The following is a 26,206-nucleotide window of genomic DNA, read 5'->3' as shown; positions in this document are numbered from 1 at the left end:
CCGACAACGGTGTCACTGTAAAAAAACCAGCCCGCCGCGGCCATTCGTACGGCTACGCCCGGCACTCCGTAGTTCTACGGAGCGCCCTCTTCGCCCGCATCCGACGCCAGCACGGCGTAGCGCCGGATCAGCTGCGCGAGCGAATCGCAATCGAGCTTGGCGAACAGGTTCGCGCGGTGGGTCTCGACGGTGCGCGGCGACAGCGCCAGCACGCGCGCGATCTCCTTGTTGGTGAGCCCCTGCACGATGAAGGCCAGCACCTCGCGCTCGCGCTCCGACAGCTGCGCCACCCGCTCGCGCGCCGCGTTGTCGGCCTGCGAGCGCTCGCGCGTGCGCACATGCTGGCGCACGGCCTGCTGCAGGGCTTCGAGCAGCTGCTCGTCGTCCACCGGCTTCTCGAGGAACTCGGCCGCGCCGGCCTTGAAGGCGCGGCGGCACATCTCGACCGTGCCGTGGCCGGTCAGCATGATCACGGGTTGGTCAACGCCCTGCGCCACCAGCCGGTCGAGCACCGTGAGGCCGCTGATGCCGGGCATGCGCACGTCGAGCACGATGGCGCCGACGCTCGCGCGGTCGAAGCCGTCGATGAAGGCCTGCGGATCGGCCCAGCCCTGCACGCGCAGGCCGACCGTGCCGATCAGCAGCGAGAGGCTGTCACGCACGGCCTGGTCGTCGTCGATCAGGTGGATGAGGGGCGATTGGGGCTGGTCGGCGGTGGCGGTCAACGTGTTCATGTCGAGGGTGCCACCAGCGGCAGCAGCAAGGTGAAGCGCGCACCGCGCGGCGAGGCATTGGCGGCGCTCAGGCTGCCGCCCATGCCGCTGGCCAGCGTTTCGCTCAGGCTCAGGCCGAGGCCCAGGCCGCCTTCGCGCGTGCTGAAGAAGGGTTCGAACAGGCGCGGCAGTGACTCGGGTGCGATGCCGCGGCCGTTATCGGTGACGGTCAGCACGCCCTCCTCGCCGTTGCGGCCGACCGAAACCACGAGGCGCCGCTCGGCGGCGGGCACGAGGTCGAGCGCCTGCGTCGCGTTCATCAGCAGGTTGTGCACGATCTGCTCCAACGCCACGGCTTCGGCCTGCACGCGCACGGGCGCCTGCGCGCTGGCATCGAACTGGGCCGCCACGCCGTGGCGCGCGAACTCGGGCGCCAGCAGGTGCATGGCGCTGCGCACCACCTCCTGCAGCACCAGCGGCTTCACGTCGCCGCCGGCCTCGGGGCGCTCGATCACGCGGCGCAGGCGGCCGACCACGCCGGCGGCGCGGCGGGCCTGCTCGACGGCCTGGCCCATCGCGTCGCGCGCGGTGGCGAGGTCGGGCGGGTCGTCGTCGAGCAGGCGGCGCGCGGCCTGGGCATTGGCCAGCACGGCCGTGAGCGGCTGGTTGAGTTCGTGCGCCAGCCCGGCCGACAGCTCGCCCAGCGCATTGAGCCGCGCGACCTGGCCCAGGCGCAGCAGCTCTTCGGCGCGGCGCCGTGCGATGCGCTGGCGCTGCGCGGCCCAGAGGCCTGCGAGCAACAGCGCCATCGCCACGGCCCAGCCGCCAATGGCGCGCCACGGCAGCTCGGCCCAGCCGACCTGGCGCTCGGCCACCAATTCGAAGGGCTGGCTCGGCGACGCGAGCGCCTTGCTCAGGCTGTAGCGCCAGCCGTGCTCGGCCGACTGGCCGGGTTGCAACACCAGCTGCTGGCCGTCGCGCTGCAGGATCAGGCGCACGGGGCTGCGCTGAGGATTCATCGGCCAGTCGCGCCAGGGCACCGAGCCGACGAGGTCAATCTCGAGCGCGTAGCTGAGCGGCTCGGAGCCGATCACGAGTTGGTACCGGCCGTGCGGCAGATCAAGCACGGCGAGGTCGGCGCGACGTTCAGCGCGCGAGCGGGCCTCGGCGGCGGCCAGCGCGTCGGCGTGTTCCGCATCGGGCCAGGCCTCGTCGGCCGCGCGCCGCTGCACGCGCAGGATCGACGAGTACACCGACGGCAGCCGCCGCTCAGGGTAGTCGGCGCCGGCGTTAGGTTCGAGCAGCGCGAGGGTGGCCAGCACGGCGTCGTACTGCACCACCTGCTGGCTCAGGAGCCGGTGCGCGATGCGCGCGTCGGTCTCGAAATCCTGCTGGAGTTGGGTCAGCTCGGCGCGCGCGAACCACACGGCGCCGGCGGCCGTGAGCACCCCCCACGCCAGCCACCAACCACCCCGCGTACGCAACCACTGTGTCATGGCGCGGATTGTGCCCGGCGCCGACAGGCCTCCCCGCTTGGCCGAAAATGCCGACCCAGACATGGCTGACGTGCAGGACTCCCTCTTTTCCGATCTCCCCGAACTTCCGCGCCCGACCCAGGTGAACGAAGCGGCCGAGGCGCCGGCGCCTTCGCCGAAGAAATCGCGCGGCGCGACCGTGAAGCCCGTGGCACCCGACGCGTCACTGGTCGCCCTCGCCGCCGAGTTGCCGCCGCAACTGCGGCTGGGCACCTCGTCGTGGAGCTACCCGGGCTGGGCCGGGCTGGTCTGGGACGGCGACTACGCCGAGAGCGTGCTGTCGAAGAACGGCCTGTCGGCGCTCGCGCAGCACCCGCTGCTGCGCACCGTGAGCCTGGACCGCAACTTCTACCGCGCCCTCACCGCCAGCCAGTACGCGCGCTACGCGGCCATGGTGCCGGACGATTTCCGCTTCGTCGTGAAGGCCCCGAGCCTCGTCACCGACGCCACCGTGCGCGACGAAAGCGGCCGCGGCACGCAGGCCAACCCGGTGTTCCTGAGCCACGAAATCGCGCTGCAGGAGTTCGTGCAGCCGGCGCTCGACGGCCTGGGCCACCGCATCGGCGCGCTGGTGTTCCAGCTGAGCCCGATCCCGGCGCACCTGCTGGCCGACCAGCCCGCGCTGATCGCGCGCATCGGCGCGATGCTGGCGGCGATGCCCGACCTGCAGCCGACCGCGCCCGACGCCGTGCTCGCCGTCGAGGTGCGCGACCCTCAGCTGCTGTGCCCGGTCTTCGCCGACATGTTGCGCAGCGTGGGCGCGACCTTCTGCATGGGCCTGCACGCGAAGATGCCGCCCATCGAAGACCAGTTGCCGATGCTGCGCGCGCTGTGGCCCGGGCCGCTCGTGTGCCGCTGGAACCTGCACCACCGCCACGGCCGCTTCGGCTACGAAGACGCCGAGAAGCTCTACGGCCCCTTCGACAAGGTGCTCGACCCCGACCCCGAAACCCGCGCCGCGCTCGCCAAGGTGATCGCCGGCACCACGGGCGCCGGGCAGAACGCCTTCGTCACCGTAAGCAACAACGCCGAAGGCTGCGCGCCGCTGACCATCGCGTCGCTGGCGCAGGACATCGTCGACCGGATTTCCCGCTAGGACGCCCGCCATGCATCCGATCTCGTTCCGACCGCTACACGCTTCCGATTTCGCGATGCTCCACGAATGGCTGTGCCGCCCGCACGTGGCCGAGTGGTGGACGCCCGTGCCCACGCGCGCCGAGGTCGAGGCCGACTTCACGCCGATGCTGGCGCCCGACTCGCCCGACCGCGGCTATATCGCGCTGCTGGACGGGCAGCCGCTTGGCTTCATCCAGTCGTACGTCGTGATGGGTTCGGGCAACGGCTGGTGGGAAGACGAGCGAGATCCGGGTGCGCGCGGCATCGACCAGTTCCTGGCGCATGCGGACCAACTCAATCGCGGGCTCGGCAGCGCGATGGTGCAGGCTTTCACCGACCAACTGTTCGCCGACCCGGCCGTGACGCGCATCCAGACCGATCCGTCGCCGCACAACGCACGCGCGATTCGCAGCTATGCCAAGGCCGGCTTCCGCGCGCTGGGTGAAGTGGTCACGCCCGATGGCCCCGCGCTGCTGATGGTGCGCGAGCGCGGCGACTAAGTCGAAGACGGTGTCGCGCCGAGGTCGCACCACATGTGGACCTTCGACGAGAACGCGCCATCGAGCACGGTGGCCATCGGCTCGACGCCGAAGACCTGGAAGCCGCAGCGTTCGTACAGCGCCTGCGCCGGGCGATTGCCTTCCGTCACGGTCAGCTGCACCACGCGCACGCCGTCGAGCGTGCGCGCATGCGCGAGCAAGGCGAGCACCAGTTGCCGTCCGGCGCCGACGCGCCGCGCCGTCGGTGCCACGGCCATGCCGAACAAGCTGGCCTTGTGGCGTGTGCGCTGCCGCGATTCGCGACCGAGGCCCGCCGCACCGATGAGCGCGCCCTCGCCATCGAAGGCGCCGTACACCACCTCGGCGGCATCGGCGTCCGTGCGGAGGCGCGCCTCCCACCAGGCCGGCGGCAGGCTGGCGCGCTCCTCGACCGTGGAGGTGAAGGCCTCGGGGTGCCGCGCGTAGGCGTCGAGCATCAGCGCGCGGTAGGCCGGCGCATCAGCGGGGATCAATCGGCGAACGGTGGGAACGATGTCAGAAACGGGCACAGACGGACTGCCTTTCCTGCAACACGGCTTCTTGCGCAAAGCGCTGGCGGTAGGTGTCGATCAACGTGGCGATGGCCGCGTCAGCCTTGGCATCGCGCGGGTGCAGCAGCACGACCAGCTTCGAAGGCTCGCGCACCACCTGCCCCGACGCAGCCCGCCATTGGCCGGCGGCGTCGATCACGGTGAAGCCTTGCGGAAAGGCCGGGGTCACGCGGGTGTCGAGAAAATCGGCCCAGTCGGCGTCGGACACCTGGCCGCCCGTGGGGATGGCGCGGCCGAAATAGAGGGTGTCGCGCTCGAAGGCGTCGAAGCCTGCGGCGCAGTTGCCGGAGTGGCTCGTGGCGCAGCCTGCCAGCGCCAATGTCGCGGCGATCAGCGCGCCCGCCACGCCTGCGCGAGACAGTGTGTAGTGGGCAACGCTCATGCCGGGGACCTCGATCTTTCAGGCCTCGGGCGCGATCATCTCGGCGTACTCGTACAGCGCGCCCAGGATTTCCTCGCCGCGCTCATCGGCGTTCTCGGACAGCGCATCGACCTCGCTGAACAGCGCCTCGATGGTGCGCGCCCCGCCCTCGCCCTTGAACAGGCGCGCCACGCGCAGCGCTTCCCAGCGCTCGGTTTCTTCCTCGTTCAGCGACTCAGGCCAATTGCGTGCGCGGTAGCGGAAGAGGATTTCGTCGAGTCGCCCGTCATCGAAGGCCACGCGCTCCTTGGCGAGCCCTTCGGGCGACAGCCCGCGCAGCTGGTTCAGCCGACGGCGGTCGCCGTTGCCGACAAAGCCGCCGTAGAGGTCTTCATCGACATCGGGCGTCGCCTCCTTCGGACGGGAAAAAACCTGCGACCAGATGGCGCTCATGTCGGGCAGGTCGCGCGCGATGGCGGCGTGGCGCATGGCGGTGTCCATGTCGACGCCCCAGCGCTCGGCCATGGCCGGTGCCAGCGTGCGCAGGTTGCCGACCACCATCGGCGACTTGTTCAGGTGCACGCTCTTCATCGGCAGCCGCGTCAGGCCCTCGGGCAGGTCGGCGGTGCGTGTGAACAGGCGCAGGCGCAGCGTCTCGGCGTCGAGGTCGCGCAGCTCGCTCGGGTCTTGCGACAGGTCCCAGGCCAGCAGCTCGTTCTTGTTGGTCGGATGGCTGGCCAGCGGCCACATCACGGCCAGGCAGCCGCGCTCGACCGGGAACATGCCCGACACGTGGAGGAAAGGCTTGGCGGTCTCGCGCATGGCGGGCAGGCTGAGTTCGATCGCCACGCGGTCTTTCTTGTGCAGGCTGAAGGCGAAGTCGAACAGCTTGGGCTGCTTGTCGCGGATGAGCCGCGCCAGCGCGATGGTGGCGCGCACGTCGGACAGCGCATCGTGCGCCGACTCGTGCAACAGGCCGTTGGCGCGCGCCAGGTCTTCGAGCTTGAAGCTGGGCTTGCCGTCTTCTTTTTTCGGCCACTCGATCCCGTCGGGGCGCAGCGCGTAGGTGAGGCGCACCACGTCGAGCAGGTCCCAGCGGCCGCAGTCGTTCTGCCATTCGCGCGCATACGGGTCGATGAGGTTGCGCCAGAACAGGAAGCGCGTGACCTCGTCGTCGAAGCGGATCGTGTTGTAGCCCACGCCGACGGTGCCGGGCTGCGAGAAGGCTTGCTCGATGTGCGCCGCGAACTCGTGCTCGGGAATGCCGCGCTCCAGGCAGATCTGCGGCGTGATGCCGGTGATCAGGCAGGCCTCGGGGCTGGGCAGGTAGTCCGGCGCGGGCTTGCAGTAGATCATCAGCGGCTCGCCGACCTCGTTGAGTTCGGCATCGGTGCGGATGGCTGCGAACTGCGAGGGACGGTCGCGGCGCGGCACGGCGCCAAAGGTTTCGTAGTCGTGCCAGAGAAAGGTGTGGTTCATTCAGAGCAAGGGAGAAAACAGTCGCGCGATGGCGTCGCCGAGGCGGCGCCAGAAACTCTGCGGCCGGTGGGCGCGCACGGCGCCGGAACTGTGCAGGTCGGTCTCGAATTGCGCCGCCAGCGGCTGGGTCAGCGCGGGTCCGTAGACCACGGCACTGACTTCGAAGTTGAGCCGGAAGCTGCGGTTGTCGAAATTGGCGGTACCGATCATCGCGCAATGGTCGTCGACCACCAGCGTCTTGGAGTGCAGCATGCGCGCCTTGTACTCCCAGACCTTGACGCCCGCCGCGATCAGCTCGTCGAAGTACGAACGCGCCGCGGCGCTCACGATGGCCGAGTCGCTGCGGCGCGGCACGAGCAGCCGCACGTCGACACCGCGCAGCGCCGCGCTGGTCAGCGCCATCAGCGCGGGCTCGCCCGGCACGAAGTACGGCGTGGTGAGCCAGGCCCGGTGCGTGGCCGAATGGATCGCCTCGACATGCATGCGATGGATGGCCTCGAGCGCGTTGTCGGGCCCGCTCGTGACGATCTGCACCGGGATGTCGCCCGCATCCACGCGCGGCAGCAGCAGGTCCATGGTGTCGTCGAGGCGGCGCACGTCGTCGCCGGTGGCGTAGGTCCAGTCTTCGAGGAAGGTGGTCTGCAGCCAGCGCACCACGCTGCCTTCGACGCGCAGGTGCACGTCGTGGTAGGCGTCGTCGGGGTAGGTGCGCTTGTCTTCCTCGTCGGTGATGTTCACGCCGCCGGTGAAGCCGACGCGGCCATCGCACACCACGATCTTGCGGTGGGTGCGGTAGTTGGTCACGGGGCGCAGGCGCCGGCCGATCTTGGTGTCGTGGAACAGCGCCACCTGCACGCCCGCCGCGAGCATCGGCGCCATGAACTTGCGGCCGATGCGCTTGGAGCCGAGCGCGTCGATCAGAAGACGCACCGTCACGCCGGCCTGCGCGCGTTCGATCAGCAGGTCGCGCAGCGCGGTGCCGATGCGGTCGGGCTCGAAGATGTAGTACTCGAGGTGGATGTGGTCACGCGCCGCGCGCACGGCTTCAAAGATGGCGTCGAAGGTGCGCGCGCCGCCCGACAGCAACTCGACGTTCGTGGCGCTCGACACCGGCAGCCCGCAGGCGGCGGTGCCCAGCCGCGCCATCTGCTGCAACGCCGGCGGCGCATGCTGCGACGCGTCCCGCAACCGCGCGAGGTCGGCCTGCGCATGCGCGCTCGCCCGGCTGCGCAATCGCTTGACCCGCTGCTTGCGCAGCCGCTGCGGTCCCAGGAAGTAATAGACGATGAAGCCCGCGAACGGCAGCAGCGCGAGCGACAGGATCCAGCTCATGGTGGACACCGGCGCGCGCTTCTGCATCACGATCCAGACCGACAGCACGGCGATGTAGCCGCTCCATGCCAGGGAGAGGCCGGTTTTCCATTCGTGGCTGAGTTCGGGGAGGATCAAGGCAAATGCGGGTGGAGGCGGAGTGTTTTCGACCGGCCCAAAGAAAAAGGCCGGCAGCGAATGCTACCGGCCTTTGACTTCGTTTCTTACAGCGGCTCGATCAGCCCGTTGCGGCCTCTTCGGCTTCAGGCTTCGACTTGCCTTCCTTCTTCGGGATCGGCTGGATGTCGAGCAGCACTTCGTCCTTCTCGTCGAGGTCGACTTCGAGGCGACCGCCGTCGGTCAGGCGACCGAACAGCAGCTCGTCGGCCAGCGCACGACGGATCGTGTCCTGGATCAGGCGCTGCATCGGACGTGCGCCCATCAGCGGATCGAAGCCCTTCTTCGCCAGGTGCTTGCGCAGCTTGTCGGTGAAGGTGACCTCGACCTTCTTCTCGCTGAGCTGGGTTTCCAGTTGCAGCAGGAACTTGTCGACCACGCGCAGGATGACGTTTTCGTCGAGCGCCTTGAAGTTGACGATGGCATCCAGACGGTTGCGGAATTCAGGCGTGAACAGGCGCTTGATGTCGCCCATTTCGTCGCCGGCCTGCCGCGCGTTCGTGAAGCCGATGGTCGCCTTGTTCATGGTCTCGGCACCCGCGTTCGTCGTCATGATGATGATGACGTTGCGGAAGTCGGCCTTGCGCCCGTTGTTGTCGGTCAGCGTGCCATGGTCCATGACCTGCAGCAGCACGTTGAAGATGTCCGGGTGTGCCTTCTCGATTTCGTCGAGCAGCAGCACCGCGTGCGGCTTCTTCGTGACAGCCTCGGTCAGCAGACCGCCCTGGTCGAATCCGACGTAGCCCGGAGGCGCGCCGATCAGGCGGCTCACCGCGTGACGCTCCATGTACTCCGACATGTCGAAACGGATCAGCTCGATGCCCATGATGTAGGCCAGCTGCTTCGCCGCTTCGGTCTTGCCGACGCCCGTGGGACCCGAGAAAAGGAACGAGCCGATCGGCTTGTCGCCCTTGCCCAGGCCCGAACGCGCCATCTTGACCGCGGAGGCCAGCACTTCGAGTGCCTTGTCCTGGCCGAACACCACGCTCTTGAGGTCGCGCTCGATCGTCTGCAGCTTGCTGCGGTCGTCGTTGCTGACGTTGGCCGGGGGAATGCGCGCGATCTTTGCGACGATTTCCTCGACCTCGGTCTTGCTGATGGTCTTCTTGCGCTTGCTCGGCGGCAGGATGCGCTGGGCGGCGCCGGCCTCGTCGATGACGTCGATCGCCTTGTCGGGCAGGTGACGGTCATTGATGTATTTGGCGCTGAGCTCGGCCGCGGCCTGCAGCGCCGCCACGGCGTACTTCACGCCATGGTGTTCCTCGAAGCGCGACTTCAGGCCCTTGAGGATGTCGACGGTTTCCTGCACCGACGGCTCGACCACGTCGACCTTCTGGAAACGACGCGACAGGGCCGCGTCTTTCTCGAAGATGCCGCGGTATTCCGTGAAGGTGGTGGCGCCGATGCACTTGAGCTGGCCGCTGGAGAGCGCCGGCTTGAGCAGGTTCGACGCATCGAGCGTGCCGCCCGAGGCTGCACCCGCACCGATCAAGGTGTGGATTTCGTCGATGAACAGGATGGCGTTCGGCTTGTCCTTGAGCGACTTGAGCACGCCCTTCAGTCGCTGTTCGAAGTCACCGCGGTACTTGGTGCCGGCCAGCAGCGCGCCCATGTCGAGCGAGTAGACCTGCGCCTCGGCGAGGATCTCGGGCACGTCGCCTTGGGTGATGCGCCATGCCAGGCCTTCCGCAATCGCGGTCTTGCCCACGCCGGCCTCGCCCACGAGCAGCGGATTGTTCTTGCGCCGGCGGCACAGGATCTGGATGACGCGCTCGACCTCGTACTCACGGCCGATCAGCGGATCGATCTTGCCGTCCTTGGCGAGCTGGTTGAGGTTCTGGGTGAACTGCTCGAGCGGCGAGGCCTTCTCGTTGCGTTCGCCACCGCCCTCTTCACCTTCGCCCTGGGGCGCTTCGCCGCTGCCCTTGACGGCTTCCGGCGGATCGCTCTTCTTGATGCCGTGGGCAATGAAATTGACCACGTCCAAGCGGGTGACGCCCTGCTGGTGCAGGTAGTACACGGCGTGCGAGTCCTTCTCACCGAAGATCGCGACCAGCACATTGGCGCCGGTGACTTCCTTCTTGCCGTTGCCGGTGGACTGCACATGCATGATGGCGCGCTGGATCACGCGCTGGAAACCCAGGGTCGGCTGGGTGTCTACATCGTCGGAACCCGCCACTTGCGGCGTGTTGTCCTTGATGAAGTTGGTGAGCGACGCCCGCAGGTCGTCGACGTTGGCCGAGCAGGCGCGCAGAACTTCCGCGGCGCTCGGGTTGTCCAGCAAAGCGAGCAGCAGATGTTCCACGGTGATGAACTCGTGGCGTTGCTGCCGGGCCTCGACGAAGGCCATGTGCAAGCTGACTTCCAGTTCCTGGGCAATCATGTGATTTCCTTTTGCCTTGCTGTAAATAAGTTCTCAGATGGGTTGGAGCGCGTGCAATTCAACTGGTTCACGCGACAGGTTCGCTGACGCATTGCAGCGGGTGCCCAGCCTGATGCGCCGCCTCCATCACCTGATTGACCTTGGTGGCCGCCATGTCGCGGGAATAGACCCCACAAACACCGCGGCCATCGAGGTGGATCTTGAGCATGATCTGGGTCGCCGTTTCCCGGTCCTTGCTGAAATATTCCTGCAGGACGACGATCACGAACTCCATCGGCGTGTAGTCGTCGTTCAGCATGACGACCTGGTACATCTGGGGCGGTGCCGTTTTTTGCGGGCGGCGCTCCAGAACGACCGAATCTCCGTCGTCGCCCGCCGGTTTCTGCGCCGGTGGGGTGTTGGGAGTTTTGGGAATTCTCGTTGCCATGAAAAAGATTCTATAGAGCGTGCAAGCACCGTGCCGACGCCAACAGACTTGGTGACGCCTATTCGACAAATCAAGAGGCATGCGTCGTGTACGACAGCACGAAGACAGACGTAAAAAAACCGGCAGATTGCCGGTCTTTTTTTACAGATTGCGCAGCACGGGGCCCTTGGGCGCCGGCAATTTCCGGCCCGGCACCCGGGTCGCGACCGGTAGATCGGGCGGCAAGGCGTCGATTTCTTCGTCGGTGAGTTCGCGCTCGGGTGCCGTCTCTGTCTCTGCCTCCCAGTGAGAGACAGGGGGCAGCACGAGCGGGACCGGCGACTTCTGCGGTTCTGAATCCTCGTGCAAGGCGGGTGTGGGTGGCGACGATCGCGTCCGCTGTGCTGGGAACGGTGCAACGGGCGGGGCAATCAGCCCTGCTCGTCTGGCCGGCAAGGAGGGGGGCGCTGGCCACAACCCCTGCCATTCAGCCCGCCGCCGCGCGTCTTGCTCAGACTGCCAGTGCGCCAGCGCGAGGCGCTGCGCTTCCTGGTGCGCGGTCTGTTGCTGTCCGAGCAGCGCCAACTCGGCGCAGATTGTCTGCCGCGTCTGTTCGCGCTCCGAATCCAAGGCACGGCGCTGCGCGTCGAGTTGCCTGCCGAGCCTGTGTGAAAACGCCCAGAGCCCCAGCAAGGCGCCCACAGCACCGACCGAAAAACAGACGACAAGGAAATTGGCCTGGATCAGCGTCACAGCGAGATCTCCTCGTCGGCATCCCATTTGCGCAACAGATCGAGCGGGATGGCATCGGCCACCTGTGAGAACCGCAGACCGGTCATGCGTTCGGCCTGCTTGAGCAGCACGGCGACGGGGCTGCTCGGCTCGTGGCTTTCGAACCATCGACGGGCTTTGCGAATGTCGCGCAGGATGTCGTCGCGTGCCACCAACCCTTCGCCGACTGGCGGAGTGGCCGGCCACGGCGGCAGCGGGCCAGGCATTGTTGCGACCACATCAGGTGACACCGATGACCCGGTTCGCTGGAACGGGGCCAGCAACCGCACCAGCGTGTGCAGTGGCGGCGCGTCCTGTCCCAGGTGCTGCGTGGCCCACGCGACGATCTGCGCAGCGGCCTCGCCCGCTTGCGCCAGGAGGCGCAGCGGCGCCTGGTCACCGCCCGAAGCGGCAACCGCCAGGTCTGCCAATTGCTGCGTCATGCTCTCGGGACTGGCGGCGTCCGGCGACCGGGGCATTGCAAACGCGCGCTCGACTTCGCGCACCGTCAAGTGCCGCGCGGCATTGGCCGCGACGACGACTTCTCGTATGTCGCTCAACAGACCTTCCGGATCGGCCAACGCTGCAAGCGCATTGGCACGCACAGCCGGGTCGCGTTCGCCTTCGATCATCAACTGAGGGTGCACCGCGTCAGGCCACGTCTTGAGCGCCTCGACCAGCAGCACCAACGACTGCGCAAGTCCTGGTGCCTGCGCCAACCGGGTGCGCGCGCGACACAGCCAGACAAAGAGATTGATATCCCGAGTCCGCAGCAACAGTCGACGGCAGTCCCGTTCGATCTCGGCCCAGTTAGGCGCATCGGGGGCTCCAACGAACTGCCCGTACTGGGCATCGCCGCGCGGGGCCATGCGTGCCAGCAAGACGGCGTATTCCGCGTCGTATTCGAGGCTCGGGCCGCAGGGGGCTGCGGCACTGAAGGGCGACAGCCGGTTGTCGGCCTCGATGCGGGCAGGCATGGCGTAGACGGTTGGCTCGGCGTCGGTGTGAATGGGAGCGGTCATGGCAGGTTCTCACAGGGGAAAAATCAACGTGCCACGGTCGCGTTGCCGTGATGGCACGAACCGATGTAGGCCTCGGGCTCGAACACCATCCCGACGGTGTAGCCTGGGGATGAACGGGGCGCATCGACGGCCCGGCGCCCCTCCTCCGCGCCCACGGAGCCGCCAAGCCACGTGGACCACCCGAGCTTTTCGGTGTCCTCGAGCCGCGCAGGCGGCGTGCTGTCGTTGCGCACGCGCAGCTCCACCTCCCAGACGAATTCGTAGCCGACAAAGCCACGGACCCATTCGACGAGCAGCGCCAGGTCTTGCCCCTGCGGCGTGAAACGCAGGTACTGCGCCAGGCTCAACGGGCCGAGCACCAACCGGAACTTGTTCTGCCGATCGGCCACGACCTCCCCCGCAATGGCTCCGAGGCCCATGATGCTGGAGCTGCGCGCGAGCCCCAGATGGCTCTGGTCCTCGGGATCGATCCGGATCCAGTGGCGCACGAACTCATCCAGTTGGACGGGCACGGCGAAGAATTGCGCAAGGGTGGCCGCCAGCCCATCGGGATTGCGAGCTTCGCGGGCCAGATAGGTCGAGGCCGCCAGCCGGGCATGCGACGGCAGCACCGAATCACGGATCTCCAGCGGGTCGTGGCCTGTCAGGCGTGCGATGTAGCGGCTGAACGCCTCGTCCTCCGGCCGGTCGAGCCCGGCGGCGGCCTGCCCTTGCGCCCATGCCCGGTACATGTGCGTCAGGTAGCGGTGATGAAACAGGTCGAGGAAGTCCGCCAGGGTGCTGTCGTTGTGGTTTTCGGTGCGGTCCCGAACCAGTTCGGTGAAATGCAGCGGCAGCGGGCCGTTGGGCCCGAGAAGGCCGAGGCCGTACAGGCGCACGATCGGGAGCGCCGGATTGTTCCCGGACCGCGTCGGAGAAGCCCCCAACATCCGGCGCTCCGACTCGCCGGGCAGCACCACGCTGGCGATTTCACGCGGCGCGAAAGTCAAGGCCGCCGCCTGCCCCAGCCGGAACGACTCCTGCTGAGGGCGTCGGGCCAATCCAACGGAGGGATGCTGCGGATGGCCGATCACGCGCGCTTCCAGGCGGGATTGAAGCGCGACGACTGCAGCAACCTCGTCGGTGACCATTCGCCCCACCGGAATCCCGGTCCAGTCGGCCACGATGCCAGCAACCACCGCTTCGTCGACCTGAGGGAATATCAGCGGCGTGTCTTTCTGATGCGCGGCAAGTTCAAGCTCGAGGGCCGCCAACTGCGCCGAGGGTGCATTGCCCTCGGCGCGGCTCACCTCTTCCGCCTCCTCCCTCTTCTTTGTTCTCAATCCATGGATCGTGCGAACCAAGACAAGCTCGTCCTGCCACCGCGCCTCATGCTGGGACAACGCGTGCTGCGCTGCGTTGAATTCTGACTGGGCGATGTCGAGGCGCAACACTCTTTCGTGCCTGCCTTGGACGACAACACCTTCCTGGCCAAGCAGTTCGAGCTCGACTTGAAGCGCTGTGATGCGATGCCGCCATTGATCGACTTCGGGCGGAGGCGCATGGAGTGACATGGCGACGCGCGCGCATGCGGTGTCCAGCAGACTGATCGCCTTGTCGGGCAGCTGGCGTGCAGGAATGTAGCGATGTGACAGCGTCACTGCGGCACGCACGGCTTCGTCGAGCACAAGCACGCCGTGATGCTCGGCAAATGTGGCGACGAGGCCGCGAACCATCTCGATCGCGGAAATCTCATCGGGCTCTGCCACCTGCAGCGTCTGAAAGCGCCGCGTCAGCGCGGGGTCCTTTTCGATGTGGCGCTTGTACTCGCTCCAGGTGGTGGCGCCGATGGTGCGCAAGGTTCCCCGCGCAAGCGCCGGCTTGAGCAGGTTGGCTGCGTCGCCAGTTCCCGATTGCCCGCCCGCGCCGACCAGCGTGTGCACTTCGTCGATGAAGAGGATGACGGGCTGCACCGACTTGCTCGCCTCTTCCAACAAGGCCTTGAGGCGCGACTCGAATTCCCCCCGCATGCTCGCGCCGGCCAGAAGCGCACCGACGTCGAGACTCCAGAGCCGGCAGTTCTTCAGGCCAGGAGGAACTTCGCCTTGGGCGATGGCCAGTGCCAAGCCTTCGACAACCGCTGTCTTGCCAACGCCCGCATCGCCCGTGAGCAAGGGATTGTTCTGGCGACGGCGAAGCAGGATGTCCACCATCGTGCGGATCTCGTGCCCGCGCCCAATGACGGGGTCGATCTGCCCTTGAGAAGCGCGCTCGGTCAGGTCCGTACCGTAGCGACGCAACGCCGACTTGCCATCCGACGCCGCATCGGCGAACGCGGCGCTGGCCTCGCCTGGCAGCGCAGACGGAAGCCCCGAGCCGTCATGCGGTCCTTCCCTCCCTTCGGGGGAACCGGCCACGATCGCGCTGACGGCTTCCGTCAGCTGATCGGCAGGGATTCGCTGGAACGCAGATGAGATGCCAAGAAGCACGCGCCGCAGTTCCGGCGTTTGAAGCAGCGCAGCAAGCAACCAGGCACCACGCACGCAATGCGCGCCGAACTCGAGGCTCGAGAGCACCCACGCGCGCTCAATGGCTGCTTCGATGTGGCTGGAAAAATCTGTCAGCGACGTTGCACCGGACGGCAGGCAGGACAACGCCGATGCAAAGTCTTTCTCGATGACCTGCGCGTCGATCTGGTAGTGCCGGCAGATGCGGTGCAGATCGCTGTCGTTGAGCTGCCAGAGCTGATGAATCCAGTGCGTCAGTTCAACGTACGGATTGCCGCGCAACTTGGCAAATGCAGTGGCAGATTCGATGCCGCGAAACAAGGTGAGATTGAGCTTGCCGAACAGCGCTCGCCGAGAGATCGTCATTGCGCGATCTGTCGTGCGGTGTACACGCCTTGTTCGATCGATTCATCTGGAACGCCCGATGTCGTCGGGCAGATTTCTGCGTTCTTTTTCCCCACTTCGCGCCCCTATGCTTCTTGGAATGGGCGCGATTCTGGCGGCTCGTTGCAGGGCAAATCGCAGCACAGTTTCTACCAATAGTTAAACGCAAGAGGCCGCCTATTGATCTGTGATGTTTGCCCGCCGCTCCTTACGTTCAGAAGACAAAGGAGGTCATTCGACAACGATATCGAAACCGCCGCAGGCAAGAAAAAACCCTCGAGTCCTTTCGGAAACTCGAGGGCTTGAGAGGCTTCTGACGTGTCGCAACGTCCGCGGTTGCAATCACATGTTGTCGATCATGACCTGACCGAAACCGGAGCAGCTCACTTGCGTTGCGCCATCCATGAGACGCGCGAAGTCATAGGTGACCTTCTTGCTGGCGATCGACTTTTTCATCGAGCTGATGATCAGGTCAGCCGCTTCGGTCCAGCCCATGTGGCGCAGCATCATCTCTGCGGACAGGATTTCGGAACCCGGGTTCACATAGTCCTTGCCGGCGTATTTGGGGGCCGTGCCGTGGGTGGCTTCGAACATGGCGACGGTGTCGCTCAGGTTCGCGCCCGGAGCGATGCCGATGCCACCGACCTGTGCGGCCAGTGCGTCGGACACGTAGTCACCATTCAGGTTCAGTGTCGCGATCACGCTGTACTCGGCGGGGCGCAACAGGATCTGCTGCAGGAACGCGTCGGCGATGCTGTCCTTGACCGTGATCTCCTTGCCCGTCCTCGGGTTCTTGAACTTCATCCACGGACCGCCGTCGATCAACTCGGCGCCGAATTCCTTGGCGGCCAGGTTGTAGCCCCAGTCACGGAAGCCACCTTCGGTGAACTTCATGATGTTGCCCTTGTGGACCAGAGTCACGCTGGGCTTGTCGTTGTCGATCGCGTACTGGAAGGCCTTGCGCACGAGGCGCTCGGTGCCTTCGCGCGAGACCGGCTTGACGCCGATGCCCGAGGTGTCCGGGAAGCGGATCTTCTTGACGCCCATCTCGTCCTGCAGGAACTTGATGAGCTTCTTGGCCTTGTCGCTTTCGGCCTCGAATTCGATGCCGGCGTAGATGTCTTCCGAGTTCTCGCGGAAGATGACCATGTTGGTCTTGTGCGGCTCGCGCACCGGGCTGGGCACGCCCTCGAAGTACTGGATGGGTCGCAGGCAGACGTACAGGTCGAGTTCCTGGCGCAGCGCCACGTTCAGCGAGCGGATGCCGCCGCCGACGGGCGTGGTCAGCGGACCCTTGATGGAGACCACGTAGTCGCGCACCGCATGCAGGGTTTCCTCGGGGAGCCAGACGTCGGGGCCGTAGACCTTGGTCGACTTCTCGCCTGCGTAGACTTCCATCCAGTGGATCTTCTTCTTGCCGCTGTAGGCCTTGGCCACTGCGGCGTCCACCACCTTGAGCATCACCGGCGTGATGTCCAGCCCCGTGCCATCGCCCTCGATGAACGGGATGATCGGCTGATCGGGCACATTGAGCGAATTGTCGGCGTTGACCGTGATCTTCTGGCCTTCGGTCGGGACTTTGATGTGCTGATAGCTGGACATGAGAGGGCTTGACTCCGGGAAATGACGTAATTCGAACGACTGTCTGCGAATTCAGACAGCGAGGAGAATCGCTGTACAGCGCGCTAACAAATCGCTGTACATTTTAGACGCAACCCATCAGCGGACAATTGTCAACCGTAGGGCGATAGCGCCCGTTACTGGCTGACCTTCTGCTCGCCGGGAGGCGTTTCCAACCAATTCTCGATAGAGGAATCATCAATGAGCAAACTTCTCGCAGTCATGATCGCTGGCCTGTTCGCCGCTGGCGCGTACGCCCAAAACCCGGCCGGTACCACGCCCGAACAAGGCAACGCGACCAACAGCAAGCCGCAAGCTCGCGCTGAAGCCAAGAAGGAAGCCAAGCCCGCTGGCCAAGTGGCTCCCGCTGCTGGCGACACCGCCAAGACGCCCGAAGGCGGCGCATTCGGCGCTGACAAGGCTGGCGTTGCTGGCGAAAAGCGCGCCAAGACCCGCGACGATCGTCGTCGCAACAAGGACGGCAGCGTGAAGCGCAAGGCCACCCAGGGCGGCACGCCCGACATGGCCGGCGCCAAGTAAGCTGTTCGGTCCCCTCAAGAAAAGCGCTCTTAGGAGCGCTTTTTTTCGTTCGCAGTTTTGCTCGACCACTGTCAACCGGGGTTCTTGAGGTCCGTTGAATGGAAGCCTTCCACAGGGAGGTGATCCATATCAACAATCTCAAAGGATTTCTCATGAACAAGCTGATCGCAGCCCTGGTCGCCGGCCTCTTCGCAGCCGGTGCATTTGCGCAAGCCGCCGCACCCGCAGTTGCCGCACCGGCCGCCCCCGCCGTCCACAAGGCGAAGGCCAAGCACACGGTCAAGAAGCACAAGGTGCGTCACGTCTCCAAGGCCCACGCGGCCGCCGCCAAGAAGGTGTAAGCTTTCAAGCTCCCGGCAATGCCCGCTTCAGCGGGCATTTTTATTGGTCACGGGCCGACCTTGTGTATGGCGGCCCCGAAAGAGTCATCCGATGTTCCAGCGTCTTGCCGCGCTGCTTCTGGTGTCCGCGTCCTTCCTGGCGCCGGCCCACGCACAGCAGCAAATCCAACCGCAACCCCAAACCGATCTGGCACGCACGCAGTTGTCGGTCGGCCTCTACAAGATCGACGCACAGGTGGCGCAATCGCCCCGTGAACGCGAGATCGGCCTGATGTTTCGCAAGACGATGCCGCAGGCCGAAGGCATGATCTTCGTGTTCGATCAGCCGGCCACACAGTGCTTCTGGATGCGCAACACGCTGTTGCCACTGACCGCCGCCTTCGTGGCCGACGATGGCCGCATCGTCAACCTGGTCGACATGCAGCCGATGACCGAGAACTCGCATTGCTCCGAAGAACCGGTGCGCTACGTGCTCGAAATGAACCAAGGCTGGTTCGCCAAGAAGAACATCAAGAAGGGGGCCAAGCTCGGCGGCGATCTGTTCTCCACAGCCAAGCGCTAACTCTGGACTCAGCGCCCGTAAAAAAGCCGACCCGCAGGTCGGCTTTTTCATGGCGAGAGCGCCGGCTTCAGCCGAAGTTCTTGGCTGCGAAGTCCCAGTTGGCCAGTTTGGCCAGGAAGGTTTCGACGAACTTCGGGCGCAGGTTGCGGTAGTCGATGTAGTACGCGTGCTCCCACACGTCCACCGTCAGCAGGGCGGTGTCGGCGGTGGTCAGCGGCGTGCCGGCGGCGCCGGTGTTCACGATGTCCACCGAGCCGTCGGCCTTCTTCACGAGCCACGTCCAGCCCGAACCGAAGTTGCCCACGGCCGACTTCACGAAGGCTTCCTTGAAGGCGTCGTAGCTGCCCCATTTGGCGTCGATGGCCTTGGCCAGTGCGCCCGTCGGTGCGCCGCCGCCTTGCGGCTTCATGCAGTTCCAGAAGAAGGTGTGGTTCCAGATCTGCGCGGCGTTGTTGTAGATGCCGCCGCTGGACTTCTTGATGATCTCTTCGAGCGTCATCGCTTCGAACTCGGTGCCCTTTTGCAGGTTGTTCAGGTTCACCACGTAGGCGTTGTGGTGCTTGCCGTGATGGAACTCGAGGGTTTCCTGCGAGTACTCGGGGGCCAGTGCGTCGATGGCGTACGGCAGGGGTGGGAGCACATGTTCCATGGTTTTTTCTCGTGGGTTGGTTGTGGGGAATGAAGGATTCTAGGAAGTAATTTTCGAGGGCGCGTCGGACGTGTTCCCGTTGTTGCTCCCTCCATGCGTCACGGTCAGGTCGACCTCGCCATCCGCGAGCCGAGCGACGACCGCATCGCCGGCATGCAGCTTTTTCGCGCTGATGAGCGCGCGGCCGGCGCCATCGGTGAGCCAGGCGTAGCCGCGCTGCAGAACCAGCGCCGGATCGAGCAGCCGAAAGCGCAGCGCCACGCGCTCCAGGCGCTCGCGCCGCTGCACCAGTGCGCGGTCGAATTTCGAAGGGAAGTCGGCCGCGATCGATTTCGGCACCTGCGCCAGGCGCTCCCGTCGCGACAGCACCGCGAAATGCAGGCGCTGTGCATGGTGGGCCAGGCGAAGCTGCTGGCGAGCCACCAGATTGGACGGCCGGCCGAGACGCCCCGCCGCTTGATCGAGTCGCTGCCCCAGTACGTCCAGACGTGCACCCAGCGCATCGCCGAGTCGTTCGTCGAGCAGATCGAGCGCACCGAGCCACAGGTCTCGCGGCGCACTGACCAGCTCGGCGGCGGCCGTGGGCGTGGGCGCGCGCAGGTCGGCACAGAAGTCGGCGATCGTGAAGTCGGTTTCGTGTCCCACGCCGCTGATCACCGGCACGGGACTCTGCACGATGGTGCGCGCCAGCGTTTCGTCGTTGAAGGCCCAGAGGTCCTCGATCGACCCGCCGCCGCGCACCAGCAGGATCACGTCGACGGCCGCCTCCAGTGTGTAGAGCGACTGCAACGCGCGCACCAGTTCGGCCGGCGCGTTGGCGCCCTGCACCGCCGCCGGGGCCAGCACCACGGGGATGTGGGGCACGCGCCGCCGCAACGCGGTCACGACGTCGTGCAGCGCCGCGGCGCCCAGCGAGGTGACGACGCCCACGGCACGCGGCATGGACGGCAGCGCCCGCTTGCGCGCCGGATCGAACAGGCCTTCGGCTTCGAGGCGCGCCTTGCGCTGCAGGAACTGCTCGAACAGCGCGCCCTGTCCCGCGCGCCGCAGGCTCTCGACCACCAGTTGCAGGTCGCCGCGCGGTTCGTACACCGCCAGCCGGCCGCGCACCTCGACCTGATCGCCATCACGCGGCGTGAAGTCGAGCAGGCTCGCCGCGCGGCGGAACATCGCGCAGCGCAACTGGCCGGACTCGTCCTTGAGCGAGAAGTAGCAATGACCGCTCGATGCGCGCGAGAAACCCGAGATTTCCCCGCGCACGGAGACAGGGTTGAAGCGCGCGTCGAGCGCGTCGGCCACCGCGCGGCACAGCGCGCCCACGGCCCACACACGCGGCCCGGGCGCTGCATTCGGCTCCCTGAAGCTCATCGCGCCCCTCCGCCGTCGAGCGCCACTCTTCCACAACGGGCGCTGCGCCCCCCACTTTGGAGGGGTATGGTGGAACAGATGCACGAGTTCTCGTGCAAGCTGTTGATTTCATTGAAAAAAGTGCTGCTCAAAATTCAATCGATCTAACGGAAAGCCCGTCCCATGCGGGTTCGGAGCCATTGCGCCACGGGTTAATCACAAAGTTATCCACAGAATCTGTGCGTCCTTGCCGACACACAAACAAGCCGCGAGCCGATGGTGGCTCGGTGGATAATCGCCGCGCATTTGCAGTCTACGGGCCGGAGGATTTTCTTGTTTTCCATCATTGTTGCCGCGGGCTGGCCAATCTGGCCATTGCTCGCCTGTTCGGTCATCGCACTCGCGCTGGTCATTGAACGTTTCACCAGCCTCAAGACCGTCAAGGTCCTGCCGCCGAAGCTGCTGGACGAGACCATCACCGTGTCGCGCGGCGCGGTTCCCGGCCCCGATGTCGTGACCAAACTCGAAAGCAACTCGATGCTCGGCCAGGTGCTGGCCGCCGGCCTGCGCGCGCTGAACGCCAACCCGCGCTGCACCGAAGAAGACCTGCGCGCCGCCATGGAGGCCTCGGGCCGCACCGTGGCGCACAAGCTGGAGCGCTACCTGCCGGCGCTGGCCACCATCGCCTCGGCCGCGCCGCTGCTCGGCCTGCTGGGCACGGTGATCGGCATGATCGAGATCTTCGGTTCGCAGTCGCCCGGCAGCGGTGCCGTCGGCTCGGGCAACCCGGCGCAGCTGGCGCACGGCATCTCGATCGCGCTGTACAACACGGCCTTCGGCCTGATCGTGGCCATTCCGACGCTGATTTTTTGGCGCTACTTTCGCAGCCGCGTCGACGAGTACCTGCTGAACCTCGAACTCTCGGGCGAGCGCTTTGCCCGCCACCTGAACGCCCTGCGCAAATGAGCTCGCGGGGCCGCATGCAGTTTCGCCATGGCGCGCGCGACGAGCCGGAGATCAACCTGATCCCGTTCATCGACGTGCTGCTGGTCGTGCTGATTTTCCTGATGCTGTCGACCACCTACAGCAAGTTCACCGAGATGCAGCTGCGACTGCCGACGGCGGACGTCGACGCCCAGCGCGATTACCCGAAAGAGGTGATCGTGGCGGTGTCGGCCGACGGCCGCTACGTGATCAACAAATCGCCGCTTGCAGACCGCAGCGTCGACACCGTCGCCGCCGCGCTCGCCGCCGCCGCCACCGGCGGCAAGGACAGCGTCGTGATCATCAGCGCCGACGCGGCCAGCCCGCACCAGGCCGTGGTGACGGTGATGGAGGCCGCGCGCCGCGCCGGCCTGATGCAGATCACCTTCGCCGCCCAGTCGACGGCCCAGGCCGGTCACTGAGTGTCGACCGGCGCGCGGCTGCAGGATGCCTGGCTGCGCCGCGGTGCGCTGGCCTGCGTGCTGTGGCCGCTGTCGCAGGTCTACGGCGCCCTCTTCGCGCTGCGGCGCGCCTTCTACCGATGGGGTTGGCAGAAGACCGGGCGCGTGCCGGTTCCCGTGATCGTGGTCGGCAATGTGATTGCGGGCGGGGCCGGCAAGACACCGGTCGTGATGGCGGTCGTGCGGCATCTCCAGGCGCGCGGGCTGCGCGTAGGCGTGGTGTCGCGCGGCTATGGCCGCCGCACCGATGACTGCCGCGAAGTCCTGGGCGACAGCGATCCGCAGGACGTCGGCGATGAGCCCGCGCTGATCCACCATGCCACTGGCGCGCCGGTCTTCGTGGCCCGGCAGCGCATCGAGGCTGCGCGCGCCCTGCTCGTCCGACATCCGGACACCCAGATCATCGTCAGCGACGACGGCCTGCAGCATCTGGCGCTGGCCCGCGACATCGAGATCTGCGTGTTCGACGACCGCGGCGTCGGCAACGGCTGGCTGTTGCCCGCCGGCCCCTTGCGCGAGCCGTGGCCACGCCGCTGCGACCTGCTGCTGCACAGCGGCGAGCGGCCCGCCTTCGCCGGTGGCTACATCGCCACCCGCGAACTGGCGCCGTACGCGCTTGCGAAGGACGGCCGTCGCATCCCACTGGACACGCTCGCCGGCCAACCCTTGATCGCGCTCGCCGCCATCGCGCGGCCGGAAGCCTTCTTCACGATGCTGCGCGCACGGGGCCTCACGCTCGCGGACACCTTGGCGCTGCCCGACCACCACGACTTCAGCGGCTGGCAACGCCCGGCGGGCCCCGCGCTGCCCCTCATCTGCACCGAAAAAGACGCCGTCAAGCTCTGGCACCAGGCACCCGACGCGCTCGCCGTGCCGCTGCACTTCGAGCCCTCGCCAGCGTTCTTCGCGGCCCTCGACGCAAAGCTATCATCGGTCGATGGATACCAAGCTGCTTGAACTGCTCGTCTGCCCCGTCACCAAGGGCCCGCTGACCTGGAACGCCGAGAAGCAGGAACTCTGCTCGCGCAGCGCGCGGCTGGCCTACCCGGTGCGCGACGGCATCCCGGTGCTGCTCGAAAACGAGGCCCGCACGCTGTCCGACGAAGAGCTGGGCCTGTGAGCTTCACCGTTCTGGTGCCGGCCCGGCTGGCTTCGACGCGACTTCCCAACAAACCCCTGGCCGACATCGCCGGCCTGCCGATGGTCGTGCGCGTGGCACAACGCGCCCGCCAGTCCGGCGCCCTTCGCGTGGTGGTGGCCGGTGACGACGCCTCCATCATCGAGGCCTGCAAGGCGCACGGCGTCGAAGCCCTGCTGACCCGCCAGGACCACGCCAGCGGCACCGACCGGCTGGCCGAAGCCTGCGAACAGCTCGGGCTCGACGGCGACGCGATCGTCGTCAACGTGCAGGGCGACGAACCGCTGATCGACCCCGCGCTGATCGATGCCGTTGCCGCCACGCTGGCCGCGCGCCCGCATGCCGCGATGAGCACCGCCGTCCATGCGATCGATTCGCTGGCCGACTTCATGAACCCGAACGTCGTGAAGGCCGTGCTCGACGCACAAGGCCATGCGCTCTACTTCAGCCGCGCCCCGATCCCCTGGTGGCGCGACGGCTCTTCAGGTGGAGCGGCACCCTCGGTGCTGCCCAGCCCCGCACCGCTGCGCCACATCGGCATCTACGGCTATCGCGCGGGCTTCGTGCGGCAATTTCCGTTGCTGTCGCCTGCGCCTGTCGAAGCCACCGAAGCGCTCGAGCAGCTGCGCGCGCTGTGGCACGGACACCGCATCGCGGTGCATGTCAGCGACGTGGCACCGGGCCCCGGGATCGACACGCCCGAAGACCTGGCGCGCGTGCGCGCGGTCTTCGCGGCCGGCTTGCCTGCGTGAACTGCCCGCCGCCCCGAGGGGAACGGCGGCAATTTGTCACGGGCACGCATGCTATCCTCGACGCAATTCCGCCTCGGCGCGCCTGAGGGTGCGCATGGGGCGCGACACAAAATCTAAGAACCTTCCGAGGACACCATGAGACTTATTTTGCTGGGCGCGCCCGGAGCAGGCAAAGGCACGCAAGCGACCTTCATCTGCCAGAAATACGGCATTCCCCAAATCTCGACCGGCGACATGTTGCGCGCCGCCGTCAAGGCCGGCACCCCCCTCGGGCTGCAGGCCAAGGCGATCATGGACTCGGGTGCACTGGTCAGCGACGACCTGATCATCAACCTCGTGAAGGAACGCATCGCGCAGCCCGACTGCAACGACGGCTTCCTGTTCGACGGCTTCCCGCGCACCATTCCGCAGGCCGATGCCATGAAGGCAGCCGGCGTCAAGCTCGACTACGTGCTCGAGATTGACGTGCCCTTCGGCGACATCATCGAACGCATGAGCGGTCGCCGCTCGCACCCGGCATCGGGCCGCACCTACCACGTCAAGTTCAATCCGCCGAAGGTGGAAGGCAAGGACGACGTGACCGGTGAAGAGCTGATCCAGCGCGAAGACGACAAGGAAGAGACCGTGCGCAAGCGGCTCGACGTGTATAGCCAGCAGACCCGTCCGCTGGTCGAGTACTACTCGACCTGGGCCAAGGCCGATCCGGCCGCCGCGCCGAAGTACCGCGCCATCCAGGGCGTGGGCACGGTCGACGAGATCACGCAGCGCGCCCTGGCCGCACTGAACAGCTGATTTTCAGCAGCGGCTGCCCCGTCAGCCGCTCTCCTATCCGCCTTCCGACTCTGGCAGGGCGGCCACTCCCAAGAGTTCCAGCACCAGCGCGACCCGCGCCTTCACCGGCGTGAGTGCGCCTGCATCCCGCAGCCCGTCACCGGGTTTCGGCAGGATGCGTCCGTTCGCGCAGCGCGTGGCGCGCAGCACCGCGGCGCCGGCGGCTTGCGCCTTCAGCGCCGCGGCTTCCAGGGCGTGGTGCACCGTGCCGTTGCCGGTTGCTGCCACGACCAGCCCGCGCAAGGGTTCAACCGACGGAAGCAGGAGCGCCTCGACGATCGCACCGCTTGCGCCCGCGTGGCTCACGACGATCTCGACGCGGGGCCACGGTTTCGACACCGCCTCCAACCTTGAAGCGTCGAGCGACGCTCCCTGCGGCCACGCGCGAACACGCCGCACCTCGCCCTCTTCCACATAGCCGACCGGCCCCGCATCGCCCGACGCGAAGGCATCGAGGCGATAGGTGTGCACCTTCTGCACATCGAGGCCGCTGTGGATCGTGCCCGCGCACACCACTGTCACGCCCTGCGCGCCCCGTGTCGAAGCCACCACGAGCGCGTCGCGCACGTTCTGCGGACCATCCGGCGACAGGGCCGTTGCCGGACGCATCGCGCAGGTCAGCACGACGGGCTTGGCCGGCGCCAGCACGGCGTGCAGGAAGAAGGCGGTTTCCTCCAGCGTGTCGGTGCCGTGCGTGACCACGATGCCCGCCAAGTCAGGCTGCGCCAGCCAGTGTGCGCAGCGCGCGGCCAGTTGGCGCCAGGTGTCGGCGTCCATGTCCTTGCTGTCGAGCTGCGCCACCTGCTCCGCGACCAGCGTCACGTCGGCCGGCGCCTCGATGCCGCCCAGCAGGTCCGCCACACCCACCTGCCCCGCTGTATAGCCGATGTTGTCGCCGCTGGTGGCGGCCTTGCCGGCAATGGTGCCGCCGGTGCCCAGCACCACCACGCGGCGCGTCTCGGACAAAGAGGAATGAGTCATGGCTTGTCAACTTTTGAAAACTGGTTAAAAATACAGGTACTGGATATCTAGCCAGTGCCGCAAGGAAACCACTATGCAGTTCGCAGTGAAGCTTACCGCCCGCCAGCAGCAGATCCTGGACCTGATCCAGGCCGCCATCGCACGCACCGGTGCGCCGCCGACGCGCGCCGAAATCGCCAATGAGCTGGGCTTCAAGTCGGCCAATGCCGCCGAAGAGCACCTGCAGGCCCTGGCCCGCAAGGGTGTCATCGAACTCGTCAGCGGCACCTCGCGCGGCATCCGCCTCAAGGGCGATGCGCTGCGTTCGCTCCACGAAACGCGCCACCGCGAAGGCAACCAGTTCTCGCTCTCGCTGCCCGGCATGGCCCAGCTCGCGCTGCCGCTCATCGGTCGCGTGGCGGCGGGTTCGCCCATCCTTGCGCAAGAGCATGTCGACCAGACCTATTACGTCGAGAACACGCTGTTCCAGCGCCAGCCCGACTACCTGCTCAAGGTGCGCGGCATGTCGATGCGCGACGCCGGCATCATGGACGGCGACCTGCTCGCCGTGCAGGCCACCAAGGAAGCGCGCAACGGCCAGATCGTGGTGGCCCGTCTCGGCGAAGAAGTCACCGTGAAGCGCCTCAAGCGCAACAAGCAGGTGATCGAGCTGCACGCCGAGAACCCCGACTACCCGACCATCTTCGTCCAACCCGGCGAGCCCTTCGAAATCGAAGGCCTCGCGGTCGGCCTCATCCGCAACACCATGCTGATGTAGGTCCTGGGC

At 66.5% G+C, this 26,206-nt stretch carries 27 protein-coding genes; 12 read left to right on the top strand and 15 right to left on the bottom strand.

Going from position 1 to position 26,206, the window contains the following annotated elements; genetic code table 11:
• Positions 1-74: 74 nt before the first annotated feature.
• Both RZE79_RS14580 and RZE79_RS14575 read right to left on the bottom strand, forming a co-directional pair.
• The gene (locus RZE79_RS14580) at positions 75-734 is read right to left on the bottom strand and encodes a response regulator transcription factor (RefSeq protein WP_095947697.1); all 660 of its coding nucleotides are present in this window, start codon (positions 732-734) and stop codon (positions 75-77) included.
• Complete coding sequence (locus RZE79_RS14575) at positions 731-2,209, bottom strand: ATP-binding protein (RefSeq protein ID WP_319360958.1); 1,479 nt, start codon at positions 2,207-2,209, stop codon at positions 731-733. Before RZE79_RS14575 ends, RZE79_RS14580 begins: the two co-directional genes overlap by 4 nt.
• Positions 2,210-2,270: 61 nt before the next feature.
• Here RZE79_RS14575 and RZE79_RS14570 point away from each other — a divergent pair, with 61 nt between their 5' ends.
• Both RZE79_RS14570 and RZE79_RS14565 read left to right on the top strand, forming a co-directional pair.
• Entirely contained in the window at positions 2,271-3,344 is a 1,074-nt protein-coding gene (locus RZE79_RS14570) for a DUF72 domain-containing protein (protein WP_319360957.1), read from the top strand.
• A gap of 10 nt (positions 3,345-3,354) precedes the next feature.
• On the top strand, positions 3,355-3,864 hold the full coding sequence (locus RZE79_RS14565) for a GNAT family N-acetyltransferase (RefSeq protein ID WP_319360956.1): 510 nt from the start codon (positions 3,355-3,357) through the stop codon (positions 3,862-3,864).
• Here the strand turns inward: RZE79_RS14565 and RZE79_RS14560 are convergent.
• From RZE79_RS14560 to icd, 10 genes are all read right to left on the bottom strand, one after another.
• Positions 3,861-4,412: a GNAT family N-acetyltransferase gene (locus tag RZE79_RS14560; protein WP_319360955.1), complete on the bottom strand. Its 552-nt coding sequence runs from the start codon at positions 4,410-4,412 to the stop codon at positions 3,861-3,863. The genes RZE79_RS14565 and RZE79_RS14560 overlap by 4 nt on opposite strands.
• Positions 4,399-4,836, bottom strand: coding sequence for a DUF3574 domain-containing protein (locus RZE79_RS14555; RefSeq protein WP_319360954.1), 438 nt, complete (start codon positions 4,834-4,836; stop codon positions 4,399-4,401). The genes RZE79_RS14560 and RZE79_RS14555 overlap by 14 nt, the downstream gene beginning before the upstream one ends.
• A gap of 18 nt (positions 4,837-4,854) precedes the next feature.
• Positions 4,855-6,294: an exodeoxyribonuclease I gene (sbcB, locus tag RZE79_RS14550; RefSeq protein WP_319360953.1), complete on the bottom strand. Its 1,440-nt coding sequence runs from the start codon at positions 6,292-6,294 to the stop codon at positions 4,855-4,857.
• A complete protein-coding gene (cls, locus tag RZE79_RS14545) occupies positions 6,295-7,743 on the bottom strand; it encodes a cardiolipin synthase (protein ID WP_319360952.1) in 1,449 nt (482 codons plus the stop codon).
• A 100-nt stretch (positions 7,744-7,843) separates the two neighbouring features.
• On the bottom strand, positions 7,844-10,165 hold the full coding sequence (gene clpA, locus RZE79_RS14540; RefSeq protein ID WP_153284392.1) for an ATP-dependent Clp protease ATP-binding subunit ClpA: 2,322 nt from the start codon (positions 10,163-10,165) through the stop codon (positions 7,844-7,846).
• A gap of 67 nt (positions 10,166-10,232) precedes the next feature.
• Positions 10,233-10,592, bottom strand: a complete 360-nt coding sequence (clpS, locus tag RZE79_RS14535) for an ATP-dependent Clp protease adapter ClpS (protein WP_124460748.1) — start codon at positions 10,590-10,592, stop codon at positions 10,233-10,235.
• 141 nt (positions 10,593-10,733) lie between these two features.
• Complete coding sequence (locus RZE79_RS14530) at positions 10,734-11,324, bottom strand: hypothetical protein (RefSeq protein ID WP_319360951.1); 591 nt, start codon at positions 11,322-11,324, stop codon at positions 10,734-10,736.
• On the bottom strand, positions 11,321-12,364 hold the full coding sequence (locus RZE79_RS14525) for a type VI secretion system ImpA family N-terminal domain-containing protein (RefSeq protein WP_319360950.1): 1,044 nt from the start codon (positions 12,362-12,364) through the stop codon (positions 11,321-11,323). The genes RZE79_RS14530 and RZE79_RS14525 overlap by 4 nt, the downstream gene beginning before the upstream one ends.
• 23 nt (positions 12,365-12,387) lie before the next feature.
• A complete protein-coding gene (gene tssG / locus RZE79_RS14520; RefSeq protein ID WP_319360949.1) occupies positions 12,388-15,216 on the bottom strand; it encodes a type VI secretion system baseplate subunit TssG in 2,829 nt (942 codons plus the stop codon).
• Between the two features lie 360 nt (positions 15,217-15,576).
• A complete protein-coding gene (gene icd, locus RZE79_RS14515) occupies positions 15,577-16,836 on the bottom strand; it encodes an NADP-dependent isocitrate dehydrogenase (protein ID WP_153284407.1) in 1,260 nt (419 codons plus the stop codon).
• Positions 16,837-17,055: 219 nt separating this feature from the next.
• Here icd and RZE79_RS14510 point away from each other — a divergent pair, with 219 nt between their 5' ends.
• The 3 genes from RZE79_RS14510 (at position 17,056) to RZE79_RS14500 (ending at position 18,297) form a co-directional block, all read left to right on the top strand.
• Positions 17,056-17,394 (top strand): cell envelope biogenesis protein TolA, encoded by a 339-nt coding sequence (locus RZE79_RS14510; protein WP_153284408.1) that lies wholly within the window; start codon positions 17,056-17,058, stop codon positions 17,392-17,394.
• Between the two features lie 152 nt (positions 17,395-17,546).
• Positions 17,547-17,735 (top strand): hypothetical protein, encoded by a 189-nt coding sequence (locus tag RZE79_RS14505; protein WP_101493099.1) that lies wholly within the window; start codon positions 17,547-17,549, stop codon positions 17,733-17,735.
• A gap of 91 nt (positions 17,736-17,826) precedes the next feature.
• Positions 17,827-18,297: a DUF192 domain-containing protein gene (locus tag RZE79_RS14500; RefSeq protein ID WP_319360948.1), complete on the top strand. Its 471-nt coding sequence runs from the start codon at positions 17,827-17,829 to the stop codon at positions 18,295-18,297.
• Between the two features lie 67 nt (positions 18,298-18,364).
• Here RZE79_RS14500 and RZE79_RS14495 read toward each other — a convergent pair whose 3' ends face one another.
• The gene (locus RZE79_RS14495; protein ID WP_319360947.1) at positions 18,365-18,946 is read right to left on the bottom strand and encodes a Fe-Mn family superoxide dismutase; all 582 of its coding nucleotides are present in this window, start codon (positions 18,944-18,946) and stop codon (positions 18,365-18,367) included.
• A gap of 39 nt (positions 18,947-18,985) precedes the next feature.
• Positions 18,986-20,314: an exodeoxyribonuclease VII large subunit gene (gene xseA, locus RZE79_RS14490; protein ID WP_319360946.1), complete on the bottom strand. Its 1,329-nt coding sequence runs from the start codon at positions 20,312-20,314 to the stop codon at positions 18,986-18,988.
• 312 nt (positions 20,315-20,626) lie between these two features.
• On the opposite strand from xseA, the gene RZE79_RS14485 reads away from it, so the two are divergent.
• From RZE79_RS14485 to adk, 6 genes are all read left to right on the top strand, one after another.
• Entirely contained in the window at positions 20,627-21,259 is a 633-nt protein-coding gene (locus RZE79_RS14485; protein ID WP_070060550.1) for a MotA/TolQ/ExbB proton channel family protein, read from the top strand.
• 14 nt (positions 21,260-21,273) lie between these two features.
• Positions 21,274-21,699, top strand: a complete 426-nt coding sequence (locus RZE79_RS14480; protein ID WP_153284409.1) for a biopolymer transporter ExbD — start codon at positions 21,274-21,276, stop codon at positions 21,697-21,699.
• Positions 21,700-22,695 (top strand): tetraacyldisaccharide 4'-kinase, encoded by a 996-nt coding sequence (lpxK, locus tag RZE79_RS14475; protein WP_319360945.1) that lies wholly within the window; start codon positions 21,700-21,702, stop codon positions 22,693-22,695.
• Positions 22,676-22,858: a Trm112 family protein gene (locus RZE79_RS14470; RefSeq protein ID WP_013541700.1), complete on the top strand. Its 183-nt coding sequence runs from the start codon at positions 22,676-22,678 to the stop codon at positions 22,856-22,858. Before lpxK ends, RZE79_RS14470 begins: the two co-directional genes overlap by 20 nt.
• On the top strand, positions 22,855-23,628 hold the full coding sequence (gene kdsB / locus RZE79_RS14465; RefSeq protein WP_319360944.1) for a 3-deoxy-manno-octulosonate cytidylyltransferase: 774 nt from the start codon (positions 22,855-22,857) through the stop codon (positions 23,626-23,628). The genes RZE79_RS14470 and kdsB overlap by 4 nt, the downstream gene beginning before the upstream one ends.
• A 135-nt stretch (positions 23,629-23,763) precedes the next feature.
• A complete protein-coding gene (gene adk / locus RZE79_RS14460; RefSeq protein ID WP_319360943.1) occupies positions 23,764-24,420 on the top strand; it encodes an adenylate kinase in 657 nt (218 codons plus the stop codon).
• 33 nt (positions 24,421-24,453) lie between these two features.
• Here adk and RZE79_RS14455 read toward each other — a convergent pair whose 3' ends face one another.
• Positions 24,454-25,440: an asparaginase gene (locus RZE79_RS14455; RefSeq protein ID WP_319360942.1), complete on the bottom strand. Its 987-nt coding sequence runs from the start codon at positions 25,438-25,440 to the stop codon at positions 24,454-24,456.
• Between the two features lie 73 nt (positions 25,441-25,513).
• Here RZE79_RS14455 and lexA point away from each other — a divergent pair, with 73 nt between their 5' ends.
• The gene (gene lexA / locus RZE79_RS14450; protein ID WP_153284414.1) at positions 25,514-26,197 is read left to right on the top strand and encodes a transcriptional repressor LexA; all 684 of its coding nucleotides are present in this window, start codon (positions 25,514-25,516) and stop codon (positions 26,195-26,197) included.
• Positions 26,198-26,206: the final 9 nt, after the last annotated feature.

The organism is Variovorax sp. EBFNA2, assembly GCF_033802765.1.
GTDB classification, from domain to species: Bacteria; Pseudomonadota; Gammaproteobacteria; order Burkholderiales; family Burkholderiaceae_C; genus Variovorax; species Variovorax paradoxus_H.
Note: the sequence above shows the minus strand (reverse complement) of the source record. Positions and strands in the feature narration are given on the sequence as shown.